Raw genomic sequence first — 21,686 nt, forward strand, 5'->3', positions numbered from 1 at the left:
GTTTTCCCCCTATTTAACAGCGCTTCCAAGCATTCCTGAGATAAACTGCTTCTGCAGCACCAAGAAGAAAACGATAATTGGAACGGTTGCAATGGATACACCCATCATCACCTGGCCGTAGTCAATATAAGAAAGACCCATCAGTGTCGATAGTGCGACAGGGAACGTGTACATGCCCGCATCGTTCAGAATAACAAGCGGCCACATAAAGTTGTTCCATTGCGTCATGAACAGGAAGATGGATGCGGCAGCAAGCGCCGGGCGCATGGATGGAGCCACAACTTTGAAGAAAATCTTGAGTTCTCCTGCACCGTCAAGTCTTGCCGCTTCGATCAGCTCCGTCGGGAACGCAAGGAAGTTCTGTCTTAAAAGAAAGATTGCAAACGGATAGCAAAGCTGCGGCGCGATGACCGCAAAATACGTATTTAAAAGATTCAGCTCTGACATCATGCGGAACAGCGGAATCATCGTTGCCTGATACGGAATCATCATTGATAAAAGGAACGCTGTGAAAATAAAGTTTCTGCCTTTAAATTCGAATTTTGCAAGTGCATAGGCGGCAAGCGAACAAACAGCAAGTGCCGCAACTACATATAAGAGAGACACAAACAGCGAATTGAACATCACCTGAGGAATGTTGATCGATGCATTCAGGTTCTGGAAGTTCGTCATCAGCTGATCGCCGGGCGTGAGTGTAGGCGGGTTTGTGAACATCTTGCCCGATTCATTTGTCGCCCCGATAAACATCCAGTAAAACGGGAAAATCGAGATGATCATAAACAGGATTAAAATGGCGTACATGCCAATTTTCTGCGGCAGCGACCTGCTGCGCTTTTTCTTTGTCCCTGTTACGAACGTTGATTGAATCTGGTTGGTTGTTTCAGCATTCATCATCGATCACCTGCCAATTTGAATTGAATAAATGTGAGAATACCCACTAAAATAACAACAACATAAGCGACTGCCGATGCGTAGCCGAACTGGAAGAACTCAAATCCATTCTGGTAAATATACAGACCGAGAGTCATCGTTGAATCGGCCGGTCCGCCTTTTGTTAAGTTGAACGGTTCATCAAAAAGCTGCAGCGTTCCGATTGTTGATAGGGTTGCAGCGAAAAGAATAACCGGCTTAAGCTGCGGGATTGTAATGTAGAAAAACTGTCTGATTTTCCCCGCGCCGTCGAGTGAAGCTGCCTCGTACATATCGTTTGGAATGTTTTGAAGAGCAGCAAGGAAAATGACCATGTTATATCCTGTCCATCTCCATGTCATTGCAAGGATGATGGAAGCTTTTGCCCAAAAACTGTCTGACAGCCATGGAATCGCTTCCAGACCGAAGAAACCGACGACTGTATTAATGATGCCTTCCTCCTGAAGCATGATGGAGAAAAGGATTGAATACGCAACAAGAGATGTTACCGCCGGAAGGAAAAACGATACTCTGAAAAATCCTTTCAGGCGAAGGAGCCCGCTGTTCAGCACATTCGATAAGATGAGTGCAAGAAGCAGCATGATCGGCACCTGCACGATGAAGATTATGAACGTGTTCATCAGGGCTTTTCTGAAAATCGTGTCATTAAAAAGTGTAATGTAGTTATCAAGGCCGGTAAAAATATATTCCCCTGCTTCAAACGTCTGAAAGCTCAGCAACAGTGAAGCAAAGATCGGATAAACGGTAAAAACGAGAAAGAGTATAACTGCAGGGGCGATAAACATATAAGGAAATAATCGAGTTTGACTCATGCGAGATCCCACCTTAAATTACGAAAGGGCAGAATTAGATTCGGCCCTTTCTTTTTTCATTTTCAAAGTATTATTTAACTCTGTTTTTCAGTCTGTCTTCTGCAGCTTTGTAGGCATCCTCAATGGATACTTTTCCGCTGACAGCTTCTGACTGTGCTTTAATGGACTCATCCATTGCAACAGAGTAGTTGCCTGTATAGTTAACAGACGGAATGCTGTCCATTTGCTGTGTGAATGTCTGCCAGATCGGCTGATTTGTAAAGAACTCCTGCTCTTCAGTGAAGACCTGCTCGTCATAGATTGTGTTCAGAGTCGGGAATAGTCCGCCCTTCATCGCTTCAAGCTGTGTTTCTTCGTCTGTTGAGAAGAACTCAAGGAAGTCATAGGCCTCCTGTTTCATGTTTGTGTTTTCCATGATGACGTAGTTGCTTCCGCCAAGGTTGGATGCACGGTTGCCGCCTTCTTCAAATGCCGGAAGCGGAATCACGCCCCACTTGCCTGATGTATCTTTGCCTTGTCCGGTAATCGAGCCGGATAGCCATGCGCCTGATGGAGCAGTCGCTACTTCACCGCTGACCATTGCACTGATCCATGCATCCCAGCCAACTGTATTTTTAACTAATCCTTCATCTTTAAGCTGTTTAATCACTTTAGCTGCATTCATAGACTGTTCAGATGTAAGAACAAGCTCGCCTTTGTCATCAAAGTACAAAGATCCCTGCTGGTTCATCATCATCCGGTAAAGACCGTCGTCACCGTTCAGATCAAGACCAAGCATTGCTTTGCCTGTCTTTTCTTTAATGGTTTTACCTGCTTCAATGAACTGATCCCACGTCTCAATGTCTTCCGCTTTCACGCCTGCTTCTTCAAACATATCCGTTCTGTAGAAGACACCTGTCGGACCGCCGTCAAACGGGAAGCCGACGACCTTGTCGTTTACAGTCAGAAGATCGGTTTTGCTTGTCGGGAACTTATCTTTTTGTTCCTCAAAACCGTATTTTTTCAGATCAAGAAATGCTTTCGGATACGCTTCTGCATACCCTTGAATACGGTCGTCCTCTACCAGTACGATATCAGGAAGACCCTGACCGCCTGCTTGCAGGCCTGTAGTTAATTTCTGATACACATCTTCGCGCCCAAGTTCTACAATCTCAAGCTCGAAGTCCGGGTTTTCTTTTTTATAGCGCTCAGCCGCTGCTTCAAGAACAGGGACGTTGATGTTCCATGCCCATGCTGTTAATTTGTTGTCATCTTTGCTTGTCTTTTCGGAATTGCCTCCAGAACAAGCTGACAGCATGCCGATAATCAGAACCATACAGATCAAACTTATTGCCTTTTTCATGCTTTACCCCCTAATTCATCTTTTTTGACCGCAAAATGAAATCGTTTACAAAACTTATTTTAGATGAATTGACTGAACATTTCAAGTAAAATTTAACTAAAAATTTTAGTTCTTTTACCTTTTATTTTACTTAAATAATTCTAAAAACAAAAAAATGACAGAGAAAATTGCTTCTCTGCCTAGTTCCAGTACGTTTTTACACATTCAAGCAAGTAAAAATTGAATTATACTAAAAGATTTTTTACTGAAGTAAAATACCTAATCAATTTTCACGTCAGTGGGCGGTTTTTTGGGAATGACGACTTTCAGCATACCATTCCGGTAATTTGCCTTTAACTTTTTTACTAAGGCAGACGGCGGCATTTGAAGTGATTCCTTTTCATCCTTTTCCCCTTTTACTGTAATGACCAGATGGCCGTCCTCGATTGTTAACTTGATGTTTTCCCTCTCAACTCCCGGAAGCTCGGCTTTTACTAGAAACGAATCATCCTTTTCTTCCATTGAAAGCGGAATTCCCTTCGGTGAAAATGATTGTTTGAAGTATTCGTCTATATTTCCCAGAAGCGACCGTTTTGGACGCGCCTCAAAAAATTCATTGATCATGCGCATTGGATCTTTTCGGTTATTCTCCATTTTCATCCCTCTCATACGCTCAGTTTTGTCTATTTATCATATGTAGGAAAAGAGCAAATTGCCTATGATGAAAAATGGGATTTGTTTTGTGCCGGAATGCACATAATAGCTGTGTATGAAACGGAAAGTGACTTCGTTTGATTTTTCTGAAAAGTTTTACTTTAATAAAATAGAGAAAGCGCTTACCTGTACAAGCTGTGTACGTCTCAAGGGTTTGAACCCGCGCCGTTTCTGTTTCAAATCCTTGAAACGCGGGAAATAGTTTGTTAGGTTAAGTAACCGTAGGGCTGAACGGTTAGAAATTTATGGTTCTTTTTATTACACGATCACTAAAGTCAAAGGAGAGATTTGGTGGAACTAGCAACAATTTTATCACTGGGAATTTATTTTGCAGGCATGCTCCTGATTGGATTTTATGCCTTCAAAAAATCTACAAATGATGTATCAGGCTACATGCTTGGAGGACGGGGACTTGGCCCGGCTGTGACAGCATTGTCAGCAGGAGCATCTGATATGAGCGGCTGGATGCTGATGGGTCTTCCGGGTGCCATGTATACTACTGGATTATCAAGTATGTGGTTAGCAGTCGGTCTGACTGTCGGCGCATACCTGAACTATATCCTTGTGGCTCCGCGTCTGCGCACCTATACAGAGGTGGCAAACGACTCTATTACAATACCGGATTACTTTGAAAACCGCTTTAAAGACACATCACGCATGCTACGATTCGTTTCTGCAATTGTCATCGTTATTTTCTTTACCCTTTACACGTCTGCAGGATTGGTATCCGGAGGACTGCTGTTTGAATCGGCATTTAAAGCAGATTACATGTTTGGAATGCTGCTTACAGCAGGTGTTGTCATGGTCTATACCCTGTTTGGAGGATTCCTTGCAGTAAGCCTGACAGACTTTGTTCAGGGTCTTATCATGTTCTTTGCCCTTATCCTTGTGCCGGTTGTGGCTTTCATGGAGCTTGGCGGAGTAGGTCCTACGTTTGATGTGGTCCGTGAAATTGATCCGACATATACGGACATCTTTAAAGGAACGTCCGTGCTTGGAATTCTTGGATTTCTCGCATGGGGTTTAGGCTATTTTGGACAGCCTCACATTATTGTACGCTTTATGGCCATATCATCCATTAAAGAGTTAAAGCCGGCCAGAAGAATCGGAATGGGCTGGATGATTATATCCATCATCGGTGCAATGCTTACAGGCCTCGTCGGAATTGCATATATTGCTGAGACAGGCACAAGCCTTGCAGATCCTGAAACCATCTTCATTAAATTTTCTCAGGTTCTTTTCCATCCGTTTATTACCGGATTTTTGCTTGCAGCCATTCTTGCAGCCATTATGAGCACCATTTCGTCACAGCTGCTTGTTACTGCCAGTGCTCTGACTGAAGATTTTTACAAAACATTTTTGAAAAAGAATGCATCCGATAAAGAGCTCGTCTTGATTGGAAGGCTTGCCGTACTTCTGGTAGCCGTTGTAGGTGTACTCCTATCGCTTGAACCAAGTGACACAATCCTGTCACTCGTCGGATATGCATGGGCCGGATTCGGTTCTGCATTTGGACCGGCCGTTCTTTTAAGCCTGTACTGGAAACGCATGACCAAATGGGGCGCGCTTGCCGGGATGATCGTCGGTGCCGTAACCGTATTGATCTGGGTAAACGTACCGGTACTGAAAGAAACGGTATACGAAATGATTCCTGGATTCTTCCTGAGCTTAATCGCTGTCTATGTTGTCAGCTTGATTACAAGCAGACCGTCAAAACGCGTACAAAACGTGTTTACGGAAATGGAAGAAACGCTGGAAGAAGAAACAAAATAAGGTATGCAGAAACCGCCTGTTTTCAGGCGGTTTCTTTTTGTTTTCTTTTAAAGTGGAAATGAATGATGCAGGCAAGGACAAATCCGGCAAAGAAGACGGCATCCTTCAGGAGACCGGGTATTGGGATCATGAATGTCAGCATGCTGAAGAGAAATAGAATTCCGGTCAATAAAAGAAACGCCTTTGTTCGCTGTTCATTGTGCTGCATAGTATCACCTATTAATTAAACGTTTGTTTAAGTGTTTATACCCCTCTGCTGCTCAGTCTGGAAGCGTTTGGATTGTTAAAGCGCTGATTTGGATTGTTAGAAGGTGTTTTTGGATTGTTAGAGAAAGAGTTCGGATTGTTGAACGTTCAGTTTGGATTGTAAGGCACGAATCCATGCCATTCGGCCATGCAGATTATCCTGCCAGGCGCACCCAGCATGGTTTTCAGCCTTTTCTAATCGTTTTTAACCAGAGATCACTGCTTTAGACAGAGTTCGAATGACTTTTTAGTAAGCAACAGATACATAAAAAAAACCACCCCGCATACCGCAGGATGGCTTTTACTCTTATTGATAAATATGCACAGTCGGTTTTTCCTGGCCCGGCTTGCGGACGATCAGGGCTTCCTGGCCGCTTGTGGAGGTAATGTTTACTTCAACCGAAACGTAGTCCGGGAAGTAGTCCACGACTTTACCTGTTGCAAACTGCGTAAATGCGATCACTTCTGATTTTCCGTAAAACTGCATCGGAATGTCAATTTTCAGTTCCTGCATCTCTTCGCCTTTGTAGAAGGCTTTGCCGATAACACCTGTGTAGTTCGGGAAGAAGTCGTCAATGTCCTGTTTGAAGCGTTCAAACAAGTTGGCATCCTCGCGGTAGTTTTCCGTTCCTTCAGGCGACGGGAAGAAGACGTATTCTTCATTTACGCTGTCCCATTTTCCGATTGAACTGCTTCCTCCGTCAACGACAGTGCTTGCAATAAAGCTGCCTGGCACGATCGAGGATTTTGGTGCCTGTTTATAAAGGGCAATGACCACAGGCACTCTTTCAAGGCCTTTTTGGCTTCTGACGCGCTTGATGACCTCTGCGGCCATTTTCTTGCCTTCTGCCTCTAACTGGCTGTCAGGAATTTTGTACTCACGCTGAGGCTCTCCTACGGCTTCACGGTAGTAATGAACTGAGTTCATCGCAAGTCCGATGACGACTCCCCCCAGCTCGACCGTATTTTCGCCTTTTCGGACCAAGTAGTTATGCTCAAGCATATGAGCCAAATAAATCGGGCTTTTTTCGTTCTGCTGGATATAATCGCCTTCTGATGATTTCGGCGGGTTAAGTCCTTCATTTTTAAAATTCTTGTCACTTTTTTTCTTATCTTCAAGCTCTTTTCCTTCAAGCTTTCTTCCAAGCCATGAACGGACTGTTTTCTCATCCAGGTACTGTCCTTCCTGATACAGATGGTTATCAGGCGGGAATTCTTCCTGAGCCATTCTCATCAGGCCTGTTTCAAACTCATCAATATCAAGACGGGTGTTAATATTCTCTGCAACAAGACCTCTAGCTTTGCCCTCTTTAAAAGGCAGGATCATTTTATAGTAGGAGTCTGAAATGTTGTACTTCGGAATGATCGCTTTTTCTGTTGAATCATCTTCCGTTTCCTGTACAAGCTCCTCCTCTTCACCAAAGCTCGGTGCGCAGGCTGACAGCATCAGGCAGCCTGCAAGCAGTATAACTATTCCTTTTTTCAAGTTGGAACACACCTCTTTTAGTTTCTCCTCAAAAAGAAATCTATTTTTTCAGCTCTTCAATTAAACGCTCTTCATCCCAAATCTCAATGCCCAGCTCCTGCGCTTTTGCAAGCTTGCTGCCTGCATCTTCCCCGGCTATGACCAAATCTGTTTTCTTGCTTACGCTTCCCGCTGCCTTGCCGCCTAGCGCTTCGATTTTTTCCTTCGCTTCATTGCGGGACATCTGCTCAAGCTTCCCTGTCAGCACAACTGTTTTTCCGGCAAAGAACGAGTCGGATTCTTCTGGCCTCACAAGCTTTGGACCGAGATATGACATATTCACGCCGCAGGATTTGAGCTCTGAAATCAGTTCATTCATTTCTTCCTGGTCAAAATAAGTAACAACGGCGTCCGCCATTTTGTCCCCGATTTCATCAACTGCAATAATCTCATCCCTTGAGGCAGATTGCAACCGGTCCATCGTCTCAAAATGCTGCGCAAGCGTCTTTGCTGCCTTTGCCCCGATAAAGCGGATGCCAAGCCCGAACAGAAGTCTCTCAAGGGAATTCTTTTTGGAGTTTTCAATTGCCTGCAGAAGGTTGTCCGCTGATTTTTCGCCCATCCGCTCAAGCTCCAGAAGCTGTTCTCTCTGTAGGCGGTAAAGATCCGCTACATCTTCAATCAGGTTTTCCTTGAAAAGCTGGGCAATGACGCGTTCTCCAAGACCGTCAATATTCATTGCGTTTCGGGAGACGAAGTGAATAAGTCCTTCGCGGATTTGAGCCGGACATTTTGGATTGATGCAGCGGAGTGCGACCTCCCCTTCAATCCGCACTAGCTCACTTTCGCACTCAGGACAGTGGGTCGGCATAGTAAATTCCGTTTCGTCCCCAGTTCTGTGCTCAGGCAGGACGTTTACGACTTCCGGAATAATGTCCCCCGCTTTTTTCACAATGACATAGTCGCCAAGGCGAATGTCTTTTTCACGGATCAGGTCTTCATTGTGCAGGGATGCACGTTTGACTGTCGTGCCGGCAACACGGACCGGCTCAAGAATCGCAGTCGGCGTCACCACGCCCGTTCGTCCCACATTGAGTTCAATATCAAGCAGCTTTGTCATGACTTCCTCGGCAGGAAACTTGTACGCAATCGCCCAGCGCGGGCTTTTTGCCGTAAATCCGAGAGCTTTCTGCTGTTCAATGGAGTCCACTTTTATGACAATCCCGTCGATCTCATACGGCAGACTTGTCCGTTTTTCCTGATGGGCTGCAATCAGCTCGATGACTTCATCAATTGATTCGCATCTCCGGCGTTCGGTATTGGTCTTAAAACCAAGTTCTTCAAGCGCATCAAGGCCAGCACTCTGGGTTTTGGCGCCTGTTTCTTCCCCGAGGTCTGCAATACTATAGACGAAAATATTCAGATTTCGTTTCGCTGCAATTTTAGGATCCAGCTGGCGGAGAGAGCCTGCCGCGGCATTTCGCGGGTTGGCAAACGGCTCTTCCTCGAGCTGTATTTTCACTTCGTTTAATTTTTCAAAAGAGGATTTCGGCATATAGGCTTCGCCGCGCACCTCGATGGAAAGGTTTTTCTTAAGCTTCAGCGGAATGGACCGGATGGGTTTTCAGGTTTTCGGTAATATCTTCGCCGGTCGTACCGTCCCCCCGTGTTGCACCGCGCACGAATGCTCCATTTTCATAAGTAAGGGAAACAGCCAGACCGTCAATTTTAAGCTCAACCATATAGTGAACATCATCACCGACTGCCTGCCTCACACGGCGGTCAAAATCGCGGAGATCCTGCTCATTGAACGCATTTCCGAGACTGAGCATAGGTGTCTGATGCTGAACCTTTTTAAAGCCTTCAAGAATCTCGCCGCCAACCCGCTGAGTCGGGGAATCCGGAGTCTTGAGTTCAGGGAAACGTTCTTCAATGTCAATCAGCTCATGCAAAAGCTGATCGTATTCAGAATCCGGAACAGTCGGTTTATCCAGCACGTGATATTCATAGTTGTACTTGTTTAATAAGTCATGCAGGGTTTCTGCACGCTGTTTGGCTGTATTCATATCCATCCCTTGGTCCAATCCTTTCACTACTGTACTTTTTTAATAGGAGCAAATTTAGCAAGCAGGCGTTTGATGCCGACAGGGCTTGGGAATGCAATATCAAGCTCCTTGCCCTCTCCTTCGCCTTTTACGCTGACAACGGTGCCGATGCCCCATTTTTTATGTTCTGCCTTGCTGCCGACGCTCCAGGCGATTTCATCTCCGCCTGTAGAGGCTGCAATCGGTCTTGTAACGGCAGGTCTCCGTTCAGGCCGTGCTTTTGCACCAAATGGCGAAGGGCTCTTTTTCACTTCATTCAGATTTTCAATCAGTGCAGACGGAATTTCAGATATAAATCTTGATTCGGGGTTCATGCTCGTCCGGCCGAAGAGAGTCCTCATTTTCGCATTTGTAATAAACAGCTCTTTTTCTGCACGGGTAATGCCTACATAGGCAAGGCGGCGCTCCTCTTCCATTTCCGCTTCTTCCATAAGAGAACGGCTGTGAGGGAAGACGCCTTCTTCAACGCCCATCAGAAAGACAACCGGGAACTCAAGGCCCTTGGCAGAATGAAGGGTCATTAACACGACCGCTTCTTTAGAGGCTTCCTCATCATCATCTAATTTATCAATATCCGCCACTAAAGCAAGATCGGTCAGGAAGGCAACAAGGCTCTTATCCTCACTGTTCTTTTCAAAGTTCTGCGTAACAGACAGGAACTCGTCGATATTCTCAAGGCGGCTTTGCGCTTCGATCGTTTTCTCCGTTTTCAGCATCTCGCGGTAGCCTGTTTTCTCAATCACTTCTTCTGCAAGCTCCGTGACAGACAGGTAGTCCTGCATATTGGCCATGTTCCGGATCAGTTCACGGAAATCAACCATGGCACTTACTACACGTGCACTGACGCCGGCAAACTCAATCTGTTCAATCGCCCCGAAGAGGGACAGATCATTGTCTGCTGCATACTGGGCAATCCGGTCAACGGAAGTCGCTCCAACACCGCGTTTCGGCACGTTTATGACGCGTGCCAGACTGATGTCATCGTCCGGGTTGGCAATCAGTCTCATGTAAGCTAGGATATCTTTAATCTCTTTTCTGTCATAGAACTTGATGCCGCCGACAATCGTGTAATTGATGTTCGACTTCAGCAGAATTTCCTCGATGACACGGGACTGGGCGTTCGTTCTGTAAAGAATCGCAAAGTCTGAAAGCTTTCTTCCCTGAGTGGAGACAAGCTGATTGATTTTGCCCGCCACAAACTGTCCTTCCGCCGACTCGCTGTCCGCGCGGTAGTAGCTGATTTTCTGTCCTTCATCGTTTTCTGTCCAGAGATTTTTCGCCTTGCGGTTCATGTTGTTTTTGATCACGCCGTTTGCCGCTTCAAGAATGCGCTGTGTCGAGCGGTAGTTCTGCTCAAGCAGAATCACACTGGCAGACGGATAATCTTTTTCAAAAGAGAGGATATTCGCAATATCTGCTCCGCGCCAGCGGTAAATCGACTGGTCAGAGTCTCCGACTACGCACAGATTCTGAAAGCGCGATGCAAGCATTTTAACGAGAAGATATTGCGCTCTGTTCGTATCCTGGTACTCATCCACGTGAATATACTGAAATTTGCGCTGGTAAAATTCAAGTACTTCAGGCACACGCTGAAACAGCTGAATCGTTGTCATAATCAAGTCATCAAAATCAAGCGACTGGTTTTTCAGCAGTTTTTTCTGATAGTCCTTGTATACATCGCTTGCAACCTGCTCATACATGCCGCCTGCTGTTTTTTCAAATTCCTCGGGAGTGATCAGTTCATTCTTCGCACTGCTGATGCTTCCAAGAAGGCTGCGGGGATCAAATTTCTTCGGGTCAATATTCCGGTCTTTCAAGATCTGCTTAATAACGGACAGCTGATCTGTCGTATCCAGAATCGAGAAGTTTCTGCTGATGCCGATCCGGTCGATGTCACGCCTTAAAATTCTTACACACATCGAGTGGAAGGTAGAAATCCAGATATCATCTGCTCCGGGTCCAAGCAGCTTTCCGATGCGCTCCTTCATTTCCCTTGCCGCTTTATTTGTAAAAGTAATCGCAAGGATATTCCACGGAGCGACTCCCTTTTCAACCATCAGGTACGCGATTCTTCTTGTGAGAACGCTTGTCTTTCCGCTCCCTGCGCCTGCCATGATTAAGAGCGGTCCATCCGTTGCCTTGACCGCTTCCTTTTGCATGTCATTCAAGCCATTTAATAATTGATCTGTTAAAAATTGCACGTTCCGGACACCACCTTATATCAAACATATGTTCTTATTTTATCTCAACACCTGCGTGTTATGCAATTATGGTTTTACTGCTTTTACCGTTTTCATTGCAGCTTCCAGGTTCTCATAAATAATGTTGCCGACAACAACTGTATCGGCATGCTCGGCCATTTCAGCTGCCTGTTCAGGCGTCTTTATACCGCCTCCGTAAAACAGCTTTGTTTCAGAAAGCACTTTGCCTGCCGCTTCCACAACATTCACATCGCCATAAGTTCCGCTGTACTCCAGATAGAAAATCGGCATGTGAAACATGTTTTCAGCCAGTCTGGCATATGAGACCACATCATCAGCAGTCAATTCAGTTCTTGCATCTGTGAGTCTGGCTGCTTTGCAGTCCCCGTTCAGAATGCAATACCCTTCCACGAGGAGCTCATCCCAGTTCATAAGATCTCCATATTCTTTAACCGCCTCATGATGCAGCCCCATAACCCACTTTGCATCTCTGCTGTTCATGACAGACGGAATGAAATACAAATCAAATCCGGGCATGATCGACTCAATCTCTGATACTTCTAGCACACACGGCACAAGGTATCTTCTAATTCGGGACATTAAGTTTAACACATTATCCATCGTCACATTGTCGCTTCCCCCGACAATGATGGCGTCTGTTCCTGACTCACATATTCTCTCGAGTGCCTCGTCGCTTATTTCTTTATCGGGATCGAGTTTGAATACATGCTTCCACTCGCTCACATCATACATAGCCGTTCCTCCTAACAATCAGGTTCCATTCAAACATTATATCAAATTAATGCCCTGCAAAAAACGCACAGGTGCTATGAAGGTTTTGACAATCTGATTACGTTTTGCCTCATATGTTCATAATTCTGTCTTCCAATGAAGAAACTAATTCTATGGAGGGATGGAACTTGAAGAATAATTATCCGCTCAGTTCGTCCGAAATAGGGACGCTGTGGCTTACATACCAGGAAAAAACAATGATTTTGCGCATATTGGAATACTTCATGGAAAAATCAGATGACCAGCAGGCCAAAAATATTATGGGCGGCCTCTGGCAGGAGCTGAGTATTTACGTTATCAAAATGAAAGATATTTTTGAGCAGGAAGGTGTGGCAATTCCACGGGGATTTACGGCGACAGATGTAAACCTGCAGGCCCCAAAGCTATTTGATAACGGATTTGACATTATGTTTCTCCGCATTTTAAAAGAAGTCAGCATGGGGATGTACACCCTTAATATGAACATGGCGTACCGCGATGACGTAATGTCTATTTATGAAGGACTTACGACAATTACACAAAAAGTTTACAAGCTTTCCACACATTATCTTTTGGAGAATGGGATTTTAACCCTCCCGCCTTTGGTGGAAAAGCCAAAAACGGCTGAGTTTATTAAAGATGAATCGTATCTTGACGGCTTTCCGTTTTTCAAAGACAGCCGCGCACTGAACGACATTGAAATCGGAAATCTTCATCACGGCATCGAAACGAACAATATCGGCATGCTTCTGGTTACAGGATTTGCGCAGTGCTCAGCAACTCCAGAGATTAAGGACTACTTTTTAAAAGGAAGAAAGCTTGCAAAAAAACAAATTGAAACCTTCGAAAAACTGCTTCTGGAGAGCAATGTGCAGTTCTCAGCAGGAGCAGGCGGCACCGTGACCTCCTCTGCCGTTGCGCCGTTTTCGGAAAAACTGATGATGTTCTGCGTTTACCTGCTGAACGGATTCGGCCTCGTCGGCAGCAGTTTCGGGACCATTTTCAGTCTGCGCAGCGACATTTCGCTGAAAACAGCTTTGATTGGAAAGGATATTTACTTTTATGCAAATGAAGGAATTAAGCTGATGATTGAAAATGGATGGTTTGAAGAGCCGCCTAAGTAATTAGAATAAACTTCATATGAAGTAATCCAAAATAAAAAGGCTGAACAAGTTCAGCCTTCAGACTGTCGACAAATCCCCCTTTTAGGGGGACTTGTCGACAGTTTTTTTTTATAATGGAAGTAGAATAAAACAGAGGTGATTTGGATGCTGTCAAAAAATAATCAAATGAATCGCGATCAACTTGAGATGATTACACTTGAGCAATTGGTGCCGGAAGATCACTTGGTTCGTAAAATTGAACAAGCTCTCGATTTTTCATTTATTTATCCATTAGTGGAGAACGTCTACTCAGCTGATCGAGGGCGTCCAAGTATTGATCCCGTTATTTTGATTAAAATGACATTCATTCAATACCTTTTCGGTATTCGCTCGATGAGACGAACGATTGAAGAGATTGAAACGAATTTGGCTTACCGATGGTTTTTAGGTTTTGGATTCCATGACAAGGTGCCTCACTTCTCCACCTTCGGTAAGAATTATGAAAGACGTTTTAAAGATACGGATCTTTTTGAGCAGATCTTTTACCGCATTCTAAATGAAGCGGTGAATCAAAATCTGGTCAAGGGAGAACAGGTCTTTATTGATTCTACTCACGTAAAGGCAAGTGCCAATAAGAAGAAATACCAGAAGAAGATTGTACGAAAAGAAACAAAGTCTTACGAGGAAAGGCTTCAAACGGAACTTAATAAAGACCGTGAGGAAAACGGAAAAAAGCCCTTTCCTCCAGATAAGTTTGAGCCGGGAGAGAAAGAAATTAAAGAAAGTACAACGGATCCGGAAAGTGGCTATTACGTAAAGGATGAGAGAACCAAACAATTCGCTTACTCGTTCCATGCGGCTTCAGATGAAAGAGGCTTTATTGTTGGGGCAATGGTTACGCCTGGTAACGTGCACGACAGTGCAGTGTTCGAGTCTCTGCTGTCTCAAGTAATGAAGTTTCATACAAAACCTTATGCCGTTGCGGCGGATGCAGCTTACAAGAATCCTGCTCTTGCTCACTATCTCATAACGAATGAAATTCGACCTGTTTTTCCTTATACTCGTCCACAAACGAAAGATGGATTCTTCAAGAAATATGACTATGCGTACGATGAACATTTTGATTGCTACATATGCCCGAATGACCAGGTTCTCTCCTATCGAACAACAACTAAAAAAGGATACAGGCAGTATGCTTCCAATCCGAGGGTTTGCGAGGGCTGTCCTTTCTTGAGCAAGTGTACACAGAGTCAAAACCATCAGAAGGTGATTGAAAGACATCTGTGGCAAGATTATTTAGAGGGAGCCGAACATCTGCGGCACACCGAGGAAAACAAAATCATTTATGCTAAGCGCAAAGAAACCATTGAACGTGTCTTTGCGGATGCAAAAGAAAAGCATGGAATGCGCTGGACAACCTTGAGGGGACTCAAAAAATTGTCCATGCAGGCGATGCTTACTTTTGCTGCCATGAACTTGAAAAAGTTGGCTTCCTGGACATGGAAGTCAGCTGAAGCTGTATAAAAATAGTTAATAATGAGGCTTGTATCTGTATGTAAATCCCTAAAAATGACAAAATGCCGCCGGATGGAGACCATCCGGCGGCATTTTGTCTACACTCTGAAGGCTGAACAAGTTCAGCCTTTTTGCTATTAAGATTCTTTCGGCTCCTGTGCGCCGATGCGCTCAAGAGCCATCGTATAGGCGTCGTTGCCGTAGTTCAGGCAGCGTTTAACACGCGAGATCGTTGCTGTGCTTGCGCCTGTCTCTGTTTCAATTTTATGATAAGTAAAGCCTTCGCGGAGCATGCGCGCCACTTCCAGACGCTGGGCTAGTGACTGAATTTCGTTTACTGTGCAGAGATCATCGAAAAATCGATAGCATTCATCCAGATTTTTAAGTGAGAGGACAGATTCAAATAATTGGTCAAGTTCTTTTCCCCGTAATTTTTCGATTTGCATGTTGATTCTCCTTTTTAAAAGATTTAGTGGAGGGTCACTTGATTGAGATGGGGCACGATGCTGATCCATGTTTTCCCCGGAACAAGCTCCACCTGCTCTCCGTTCAGATACGGAAGGATCCTTCCGTCCGCATTGCGCCATTCTACCTCGCGGCTGACGCCATGCTGAAGGAGGATTGCTTTGCCGCCCTCCGTAAGGTTAATGGACCTTCTTCCTTGTTTATCCATAATTTCGTGAGTCATTTCAGCAATAAGTACATTACTGGGTGCTACAGCTTCATCTGATTGAAGATCTTTAGTCTGTTCGGTGCTATATCTGAAATAGGTCTGTGATTGTTTGTCATAAATAAACTGCGATTCAAAAGTGTCAGATTTATCGTAGCGGATGACGGCCTCAGCTGCGGATTTCCCCTGAAGTTTCTTTCCTCCCGCCGTTTTCATAAACGGCAGCGGGTCCGGCCTCTGCGAAAGATCCGCTTTATTCAGCTCTGCACCTTTTTTTATATTTTCGGATGAGATATAAGAATTGTGCGGGGCTTTCCTGAAATCTGCCCTTTCAAAAAGCGTGCCGTCGTAAAACATACCGTTTAAGAAGTCATGGTTTCCGTCTTCAAGCAGTTCGCGCGCCTGAGGGCTCCATCCGTGGCTTATGAATAAAGCATTGTAGCCGTCGGCAAGATCAACATAATATTCTCTTGCACTCCGGACCGGACCGATCATCTCCGGAAGCTCGCTTTGATAGATGGCTAAAAACCTTGTGATGCTGCCTTCTGCAAGCACTTCATAGACAATGTCCGCTTTATGGAGTCCTGACTGCGGCCGGGCTGCAGGGTGATTGTTGATCATCACGGCAAAAGCACGGTTTCCCATGTTCTCTGAAGGAAAACCCGTCAGAGGATAGCTGCTTACTTCTTCAGCAGGAGCTGATGGTTCCTGCTTTTTCACGCTTGGATTTGGAACACTGTTCTCTTCTTTAACGCATGCTGTGCACAATGCGAGCAGCATAACTGCCGCTAACAGCCGCTGTACGTTCTTCTTGATGGTTTTCACGTAAGTTTGACTCCTTTTGCTTCCTTTTATATTTTAACGCATTATCGGCGGAAAGAGTATTATTTTTTTGAGCACATCATAGATCCCCGCTGGCGTTATTCTGATATAAGGCAAATGAGTCGATAAGAGGAAAAACAGGGAGTAAACGGGGTCCCCGAACAGATAGCCTCTTTCCGCCAAAAGCCTTCTGAACGTCTCTTCCTGCTGAACCACTTCTTCAAACGGCTGCAAAGATGCTCCGCCGCATATTCCAAGCGGAATTTCGTGCAGAACGTCTCCTTTTTCCGCTAGAACAATCCCTCCGCCAAGCTCCTTCATCCTCTGAAAAGCAGTAATTATATCGTGCTTGCTTTTTCCGATGAGAATAATGTCACCTGTTGTTGAGTATGAGCTTGCAAGTCCCCCGAGACTTGAGGCAAATCCTTTCAGCATGGTGTTGATTCTCCATTTCCCTCTTTTATCAATGAGAGCGAGAAAGCATTCATCGTGGCTGTCACTGAGCTCATCCAAGGAATGATCAGCCGTGATCCTGTATGGCTCGATGATTACGTCATTTTTCATCTTCAGGCCCATAGCCATTGAAAATTGCAGATCATCAAGGGAGAGAGACCAATTCAGCTGCAGAGGTTCAAGTTCTGTCTGTTTCCAGTCATAAGGAGGAAACTCAGCTGCTGCTCCAGCTTTTTTAAGCCACTTTCCTTTTGCCAGCACACTGACAGGAAGCGGCTGTTCAATCGCTGAAAGGATATTCAGATTGGCCATTCTTCCAGGCGCGACCGCCCCCGTCACTTCTTCCATCCTGTAATAACGGGCGGCATTGAAGCTTGCCATATGGTAGGCATCAATTGCAGGAATTCCGCTTTCCATCGCCATTTTTATCAGACTGTCCATCATGCCGTCCTTATAAAAATGCGGCGTTGATCCGTCTGTTGTAAAAAGGAAGTGATCATACGAAGTGATTTCTTTCTCCCGGATGCCTTTAAGCAGCTCTGGCAGATCCGGCCTGATGGATGAATGGCGCAGGGCTACCGTATAGCCGAGAGAAAGCCTTTCAACTACATCTTCGCCTGTCATCGCCTCGTGGTCACTATCTGCACCGAAAAGCTTCATTTTGGTAAGCGTACCGGCAGAAGCACCCGGAAAATGCCCCTCTATTCGCTTTCCCTTTCCTTTTATCTCCTCCATCCAAGACAGCATGAGATCATCATCCTGCAACAGCTTAGGCCAGCCGGTTAATTCACCGCCTTGAATAACATATTCAGAATCCATCCATTTTTTCATAAAATCCAGCGATAAAATATCGGTTTCATCCGGTACTTCCGTTTGCAGGTCAAACCGTGCCCACCAGTAATACTGAACTTGGCGGCGATTGATTTCCTCCACAAAAGAAAACGCTTTCTTTTTATCGGACTGAAAAAGCAGAAATAAATTATCACAGATCATGCTTGTTGTGCCGAACTGCGACACATACTCTCCGAAAGAAAGGGGATTATAAAGTTGAAACGGGTGTGCATGCGGCTCAATATAGCCGGGTACAATAAACAGCCCTTCACATTCCGCTGTTTCTTTTGCGGAAGCAGGCAGATTGTTTCCTATATAAACAATCCGGTCATCTTTAATCCAAATATGGGCCTTCACCCATCTCTTTAAGTAAGAGTTCAGATAGGTACCATTTTTCAGCAAAAGATCCGGCTGCTTCTGTCCGGAAGCTGCATCAATATGGCCTCTGATCTCCCGTATCTTCCACGGAGCATTTGGCTTTGGCATGACAGCACCTCCCTGAAGGTCTTTTCATTATGGTAACATATTCAATTTATTAACGCAGTAATTAAGAAAAGAGGAATCGCTCGTTTAGCTCCGGGAGTCAGATAAGGAAGCGGCGGAAAAGGCGCTTTTTGCATTTGCCGACGATTCCGTTCTGACAGAGGAGTTGAGCGATGGAACTAGACACTAATTACCAAAAAAGGAGTCTGATCTTTATGAAACCAAACATCGGCATCGTTAATGGCCTGGTCCGCATCACAATTGGACTTTTCTTGCTCTCATGGGCATCTGCCAAATATTCAAAGAAGCCATGGAAAGAATCTGCCCTGCTTGTCATGCTGCTCGGCGCCATGAAAGTCGGGGAAGGTATCCTGCGTTTCTGTCCGCTCACGTTTATGTATCAGGAGTATAAAAAAGAGGATTTGGAGTTTGAGGATAAGACTTACAATCCCTCTTAAAAACAAATCCCCCAAATCATGATTTGGGGGGTAACTTAAAATTGATATCAATCAAAAGAGGTGAACACCTTGATCATGGAATACCTGACTGACATGTCGTTTGTACTGGCCCTTCTGATCGGCAGCATTGTGGCGCTGCTGTTTGTGTATGTTAAGAAAAGACGTGCTTAGTCGCTTTTGCTCCGATGTCCTTGCGGTAGAACAGGGCATCTGAAGCTACCTCAGACACGTATTCATACACTTGTGTCTGCGCTTCAAGCAGATCGCTTCCGTATGCGACGACTGCAAGGACTCTGCCGCCGTCTGTTACATACTGCTGGTCTTCTTTTTTTGTGCCTGCATGGAACAGCGCCCCCTGCTCAAACCCCGGCAGAAGCGAACCGATTGCTTCGCCCTTGATGTACGCATCCGGGTAGCCTTTTGAAGCAAGAACGACTCCGATCACCGCTTCATCGCGCCACTTCAGTTCTGCTTTTTTTCCGTCGAGAATATCAAGCAGCACTTCAATCAAATCGGATTCAAGACGCGGAAGGACCACCTGTGTTTCCGGGTCGCCGAAGCGTGCGTTGAATTCAATCACCTTGGGACCTTCAGCCGTTAAAATCAGACCGGCATACAAAATCCCTGTAAATGGGGTGCCGTTTGCAATCATTCCGCAGGCAGCCGGCTTCAGCACGGTTTCAACTGCCTGCAAAACAGAAGCATCCGGTATTTGGGGAACAGGTGAATATGCCCCCATGCCGCCAGTGTTCGGACCTTCATCATGGTCATATGCCCGCTTGTGATCCTGGGCGATGACCATTGGATAAACGTCCTCGCCATTAACAAATGCCATTAGTGAAAACTCTTCCCCTTCAAGGAATTCCTCAATGACGACCGAGCTGCTCGCTTCTCCGAATTTAGCATCCTCAAGAAATTCCCGGAGACAATTGACCGCTTCCTCCACTGTCAGAGCAACGGTCACGCCTTTTCCTGCCGCGAGACCATCTGCTTTAATAACGATTGGCGCTCCTTTTTCAAGGACATACTGCTTTGCTTCCTCAAATGAGGTAAAGGACTGATACGCTGCTGTCGGAATGCTGTTTTTTTGCATAAGTTCCTTGGCGAATTTCTTGCTGCCTTCAATAAGCGCAGCCGCTTTTGTCGGGCCGAAAACCTTCAATCCCGCTTCCTGAAAAGCATCGACAACGCCATTTAAAAGCGGTACTTCCGGACCGACAATGGTAAGGCCCACTTGATTTTCAAGCGCAAAAGCAACGAGCTCCCGCGTATTCGTTTCCTCAATCGCAACAAGCTCGGCAACCGTGCTCATCCCGTCGTTTCCAGGTGCAGCGAACACTTTGTCTGCAAGCTTGCTTTGCGATGCCTTCCAGGCGATTGCATGTTCACGGCCTCCGCGGCCAATGATCAGAATGTTCATTGTTCCACCTCGCTAAAGTAAGCGTGCGGGCCATATGCCGCACGCCCAAAGATTAATGTTTAAAATGTCTTACACCTGTAAAGACCATGGCAATGCCGTATTCATCTGCTTTTTTGATTGAATCCTCATCTTTAATGGATCCGCCCGGCTGAATGATAGCCGTGACACCCGCTTTTGCTGCCGCTTCCACTGTGTCGCTCATAGGGAAGAACGCGTCAGAGCCCATCGCGCTGCCTTTTGCAAGTGCACCCGCCTGCTCAATCGCAATATTTGCTGCGCCGACACGGTTCATCTGGCCTGCGCCAACACCGATTGTCATCTGATTTTTAGCAAGAACGATCGCGTTCGACTTCACATGCTTAACGACCTTCCAGGCAAGCTTGAGGTCTTCCCACTCCTGCTCAGACGGCTCGCGCTTTGTAGGAATGGTGATTTTGGCATCGTCAAATGACAGCGTGTCCTCATCCTGTACAAGAAGTCCGCCATGAATAGAGGTAACCTGCTGATCCTGCGCTTCTGCACCAAGTACATCCAAAGTCAGAAGGCGAAGGTTTTTCTTGGATGTTAAAATCTCAAGAGCTTCCTCGCTAAAGGAAGGCGCGATGACGATTTCAAGGAAAATTTCATGAAGTTTGTGCGCCGTATCCGCATCAACCTCATGATTAAGGGCAATGATGCCTCCGAAAATCGATGTCGGATCTGCTTCGTATGCGCGCGTGAACGCTTCAAAGATTGTTCCTCCTGTACCGACGCCGCAAGGGTTCATATGCTTAACAGCAACAGCTGCAGGCTGCGTGAATTCTCTTACGATTTGAAGAGCGGCATCCGCATCTTTAATGTTGTTGTAAGAGAGCTCCTTGCCGTGAAGCTGAACCGCTTCTGCAATCGAAACAGTACCTGCAAGCGGCTTTTTATAGAACGTCGCTTTTTGATGCGGATTTTCGCCGTAGCGGAGCGACTGTTTTTTCTCGTATGTGTATGTGACCGTTTCAGGATCTTCCTCGCCTACTGCGTTTGTTAAAAACTCTGCAATCAGCGCATCATAGGAAGCTGTGTGGCGAAAGACTTTCGCAGCAAGCTTTTGCTTGGATGCAAGAGAGACTGCCTTCTCCGCTTTGATTTGTTCAAGAACGTCTGCATAATCTGCAGGATCGACAACAACCGTTACGTCCTGGTGATTTTTCGCAGCCGAGCGCAGCATGGTCGGTCCGCCAATATCGATATTTTCAATCGCATCATCGAACGTTACATCCTTTTTGGAGATCGTTTCTTTAAAAGGATAAAGGTTTACGACTACAAGATCGATTGGAAGAATGCTGTTTTCTTCAAGCTGCTTCATATGATCCGGATTGCTGCGGACGGCAAGCAAGCCGCCGTGAATGTTTGGATGAAGCGTTTTGACGCGGCCATCCATGATTTCAGGAAATCCGGTCACTTCGGAAATGCCTGTCACCTTCACGTTGTTCTCCTGAAGCAGTTTTTTCGTGCCGCCGGTTGAAATCACTTCAATGCCCTGCTCAACAAGTCCGGCTGCGAACGGAATAATGCCTTCTTTATCTGAAACACTGACAAGTGCCCGTTTGATTGTCATAG

The 21,686-nt window shown here is 45.6% G+C and carries 17 protein-coding genes and 1 pseudogene; 5 read left to right on the forward strand and 13 right to left on the reverse strand.

Features of this window, described 5'->3' with window-relative positions:
• Window positions 1-9: 9 nt before the first annotated feature.
• The 4 genes from RKD52_RS19995 to RKD52_RS20010 all read right to left on the reverse strand — a co-directional run bounded on the left by RKD52_RS19995 (window position 10) and on the right by RKD52_RS20010 (window position 3,717).
• A complete protein-coding gene (locus RKD52_RS19995) occupies window positions 10-801 on the reverse strand; it encodes a carbohydrate ABC transporter permease (RefSeq protein ID WP_454101279.1) in 792 nt (263 codons plus the stop codon).
• 89 nt (window positions 802-890) lie between these two features.
• A complete protein-coding gene (locus tag RKD52_RS20000; protein WP_369735337.1) occupies window positions 891-1,742 on the reverse strand; it encodes a carbohydrate ABC transporter permease in 852 nt (283 codons plus the stop codon).
• A gap of 70 nt (window positions 1,743-1,812) precedes the next feature.
• The gene (locus RKD52_RS20005) at window positions 1,813-3,084 is read right to left on the reverse strand and encodes an ABC transporter substrate-binding protein (RefSeq protein ID WP_454101088.1); all 1,272 of its coding nucleotides are present in this window, start codon (window positions 3,082-3,084) and stop codon (window positions 1,813-1,815) included.
• A 258-nt stretch (window positions 3,085-3,342) separates the two neighbouring features.
• Window positions 3,343-3,717 (reverse strand): Hsp20/alpha crystallin family protein, encoded by a 375-nt coding sequence (locus RKD52_RS20010; protein WP_454101089.1) that lies wholly within the window; start codon window positions 3,715-3,717, stop codon window positions 3,343-3,345.
• A 351-nt stretch (window positions 3,718-4,068) separates the two neighbouring features.
• Here RKD52_RS20010 and putP point away from each other — a divergent pair, with 351 nt between their 5' ends.
• The gene (gene putP / locus RKD52_RS20015) at window positions 4,069-5,550 is read left to right on the forward strand and encodes a sodium/proline symporter PutP (protein WP_454101090.1); all 1,482 of its coding nucleotides are present in this window, start codon (window positions 4,069-4,071) and stop codon (window positions 5,548-5,550) included.
• Window positions 5,551-6,103: 553 nt separating this feature from the next.
• On the opposite strand, the gene RKD52_RS20020 is transcribed toward putP, so the two are convergent.
• The 4 genes and pseudogenes from RKD52_RS20020 to RKD52_RS20035 form a co-directional block, all read right to left on the reverse strand.
• Window positions 6,104-7,282, reverse strand: coding sequence for a CamS family sex pheromone protein (locus tag RKD52_RS20020; protein ID WP_454101091.1), 1,179 nt, complete (start codon window positions 7,280-7,282; stop codon window positions 6,104-6,106).
• Between the two features lie 40 nt (window positions 7,283-7,322).
• Window positions 7,323-9,333 (reverse strand): annotated as a pseudogene (gene ligA / locus RKD52_RS20025) (NAD-dependent DNA ligase LigA).
• Window positions 9,334-9,353: 20 nt separating this feature from the next.
• Window positions 9,354-11,525: a DNA helicase PcrA gene (pcrA, locus tag RKD52_RS20030; protein WP_454101280.1), complete on the reverse strand. Its 2,172-nt coding sequence runs from the start codon at window positions 11,523-11,525 to the stop codon at window positions 9,354-9,356.
• A gap of 108 nt (window positions 11,526-11,633) precedes the next feature.
• Complete coding sequence (locus tag RKD52_RS20035) at window positions 11,634-12,320, reverse strand: heptaprenylglyceryl phosphate synthase (RefSeq protein WP_454101092.1); 687 nt, start codon at window positions 12,318-12,320, stop codon at window positions 11,634-11,636.
• Between the two features lie 167 nt (window positions 12,321-12,487).
• Here RKD52_RS20035 and RKD52_RS20040 point away from each other — a divergent pair, with 167 nt between their 5' ends.
• Both RKD52_RS20040 and RKD52_RS20045 read left to right on the forward strand, forming a co-directional pair.
• Window positions 12,488-13,462 (forward strand): DUF3231 family protein, encoded by a 975-nt coding sequence (locus RKD52_RS20040; protein ID WP_454101093.1) that lies wholly within the window; start codon window positions 12,488-12,490, stop codon window positions 13,460-13,462.
• 144 nt (window positions 13,463-13,606) lie between these two features.
• Window positions 13,607-14,965: an IS1182 family transposase gene (locus tag RKD52_RS20045; protein WP_454101094.1), complete on the forward strand. Its 1,359-nt coding sequence runs from the start codon at window positions 13,607-13,609 to the stop codon at window positions 14,963-14,965.
• Between the two features lie 128 nt (window positions 14,966-15,093).
• Here RKD52_RS20045 and RKD52_RS20050 read toward each other — a convergent pair whose 3' ends face one another.
• Genes RKD52_RS20050 through RKD52_RS20060 form a run of 3 tightly spaced genes read right to left on the reverse strand, consistent with a single transcriptional unit; the run spans window position 15,094 to window position 18,218 of the window.
• The gene (locus tag RKD52_RS20050) at window positions 15,094-15,402 is read right to left on the reverse strand and encodes a YerC/YecD family TrpR-related protein (protein WP_029285494.1); all 309 of its coding nucleotides are present in this window, start codon (window positions 15,400-15,402) and stop codon (window positions 15,094-15,096) included.
• Between the two features lie 23 nt (window positions 15,403-15,425).
• Window positions 15,426-16,451: a DUF3048 domain-containing protein gene (locus RKD52_RS20055; protein WP_454101095.1), complete on the reverse strand. Its 1,026-nt coding sequence runs from the start codon at window positions 16,449-16,451 to the stop codon at window positions 15,426-15,428.
• 33 nt (window positions 16,452-16,484) lie between these two features.
• Complete coding sequence (locus tag RKD52_RS20060) at window positions 16,485-18,218, reverse strand: adenine deaminase C-terminal domain-containing protein (protein ID WP_454101096.1); 1,734 nt, start codon at window positions 18,216-18,218, stop codon at window positions 16,485-16,487.
• A 212-nt stretch (window positions 18,219-18,430) separates the two neighbouring features.
• Here RKD52_RS20060 and RKD52_RS20065 point away from each other — a divergent pair, with 212 nt between their 5' ends.
• Both RKD52_RS20065 and RKD52_RS20070 read left to right on the forward strand, forming a co-directional pair.
• Complete coding sequence (locus tag RKD52_RS20065; protein WP_029285488.1) at window positions 18,431-18,673, forward strand: YgaP family membrane protein; 243 nt, start codon at window positions 18,431-18,433, stop codon at window positions 18,671-18,673.
• A 75-nt stretch (window positions 18,674-18,748) separates the two neighbouring features.
• A complete protein-coding gene (locus RKD52_RS20070) occupies window positions 18,749-18,844 on the forward strand; it encodes an EYxxD motif small membrane protein (RefSeq protein WP_328286787.1) in 96 nt (31 codons plus the stop codon).
• Here the strand turns inward: RKD52_RS20070 and purD are convergent.
• Window positions 18,825-20,093 carry a phosphoribosylamine--glycine ligase gene (purD, locus tag RKD52_RS20075; protein WP_454101097.1) on the reverse strand — a complete coding sequence of 423 codons (1,269 nt, stop codon included), beginning with the start codon at window positions 20,091-20,093 and terminating at the stop codon, window positions 18,825-18,827. The genes RKD52_RS20070 and purD overlap by 20 nt on opposite strands.
• A 52-nt stretch (window positions 20,094-20,145) precedes the next feature.
• Window positions 20,146-21,684, reverse strand: a complete 1,539-nt coding sequence (gene purH / locus RKD52_RS20080) for a bifunctional phosphoribosylaminoimidazolecarboxamide formyltransferase/IMP cyclohydrolase (protein WP_454101098.1) — start codon at window positions 21,682-21,684, stop codon at window positions 20,146-20,148.
• Window positions 21,685-21,686: the final 2 nt, after the last annotated feature.

It is taken from the genome of Metabacillus sp. SLBN-84 (assembly GCF_053629595.1).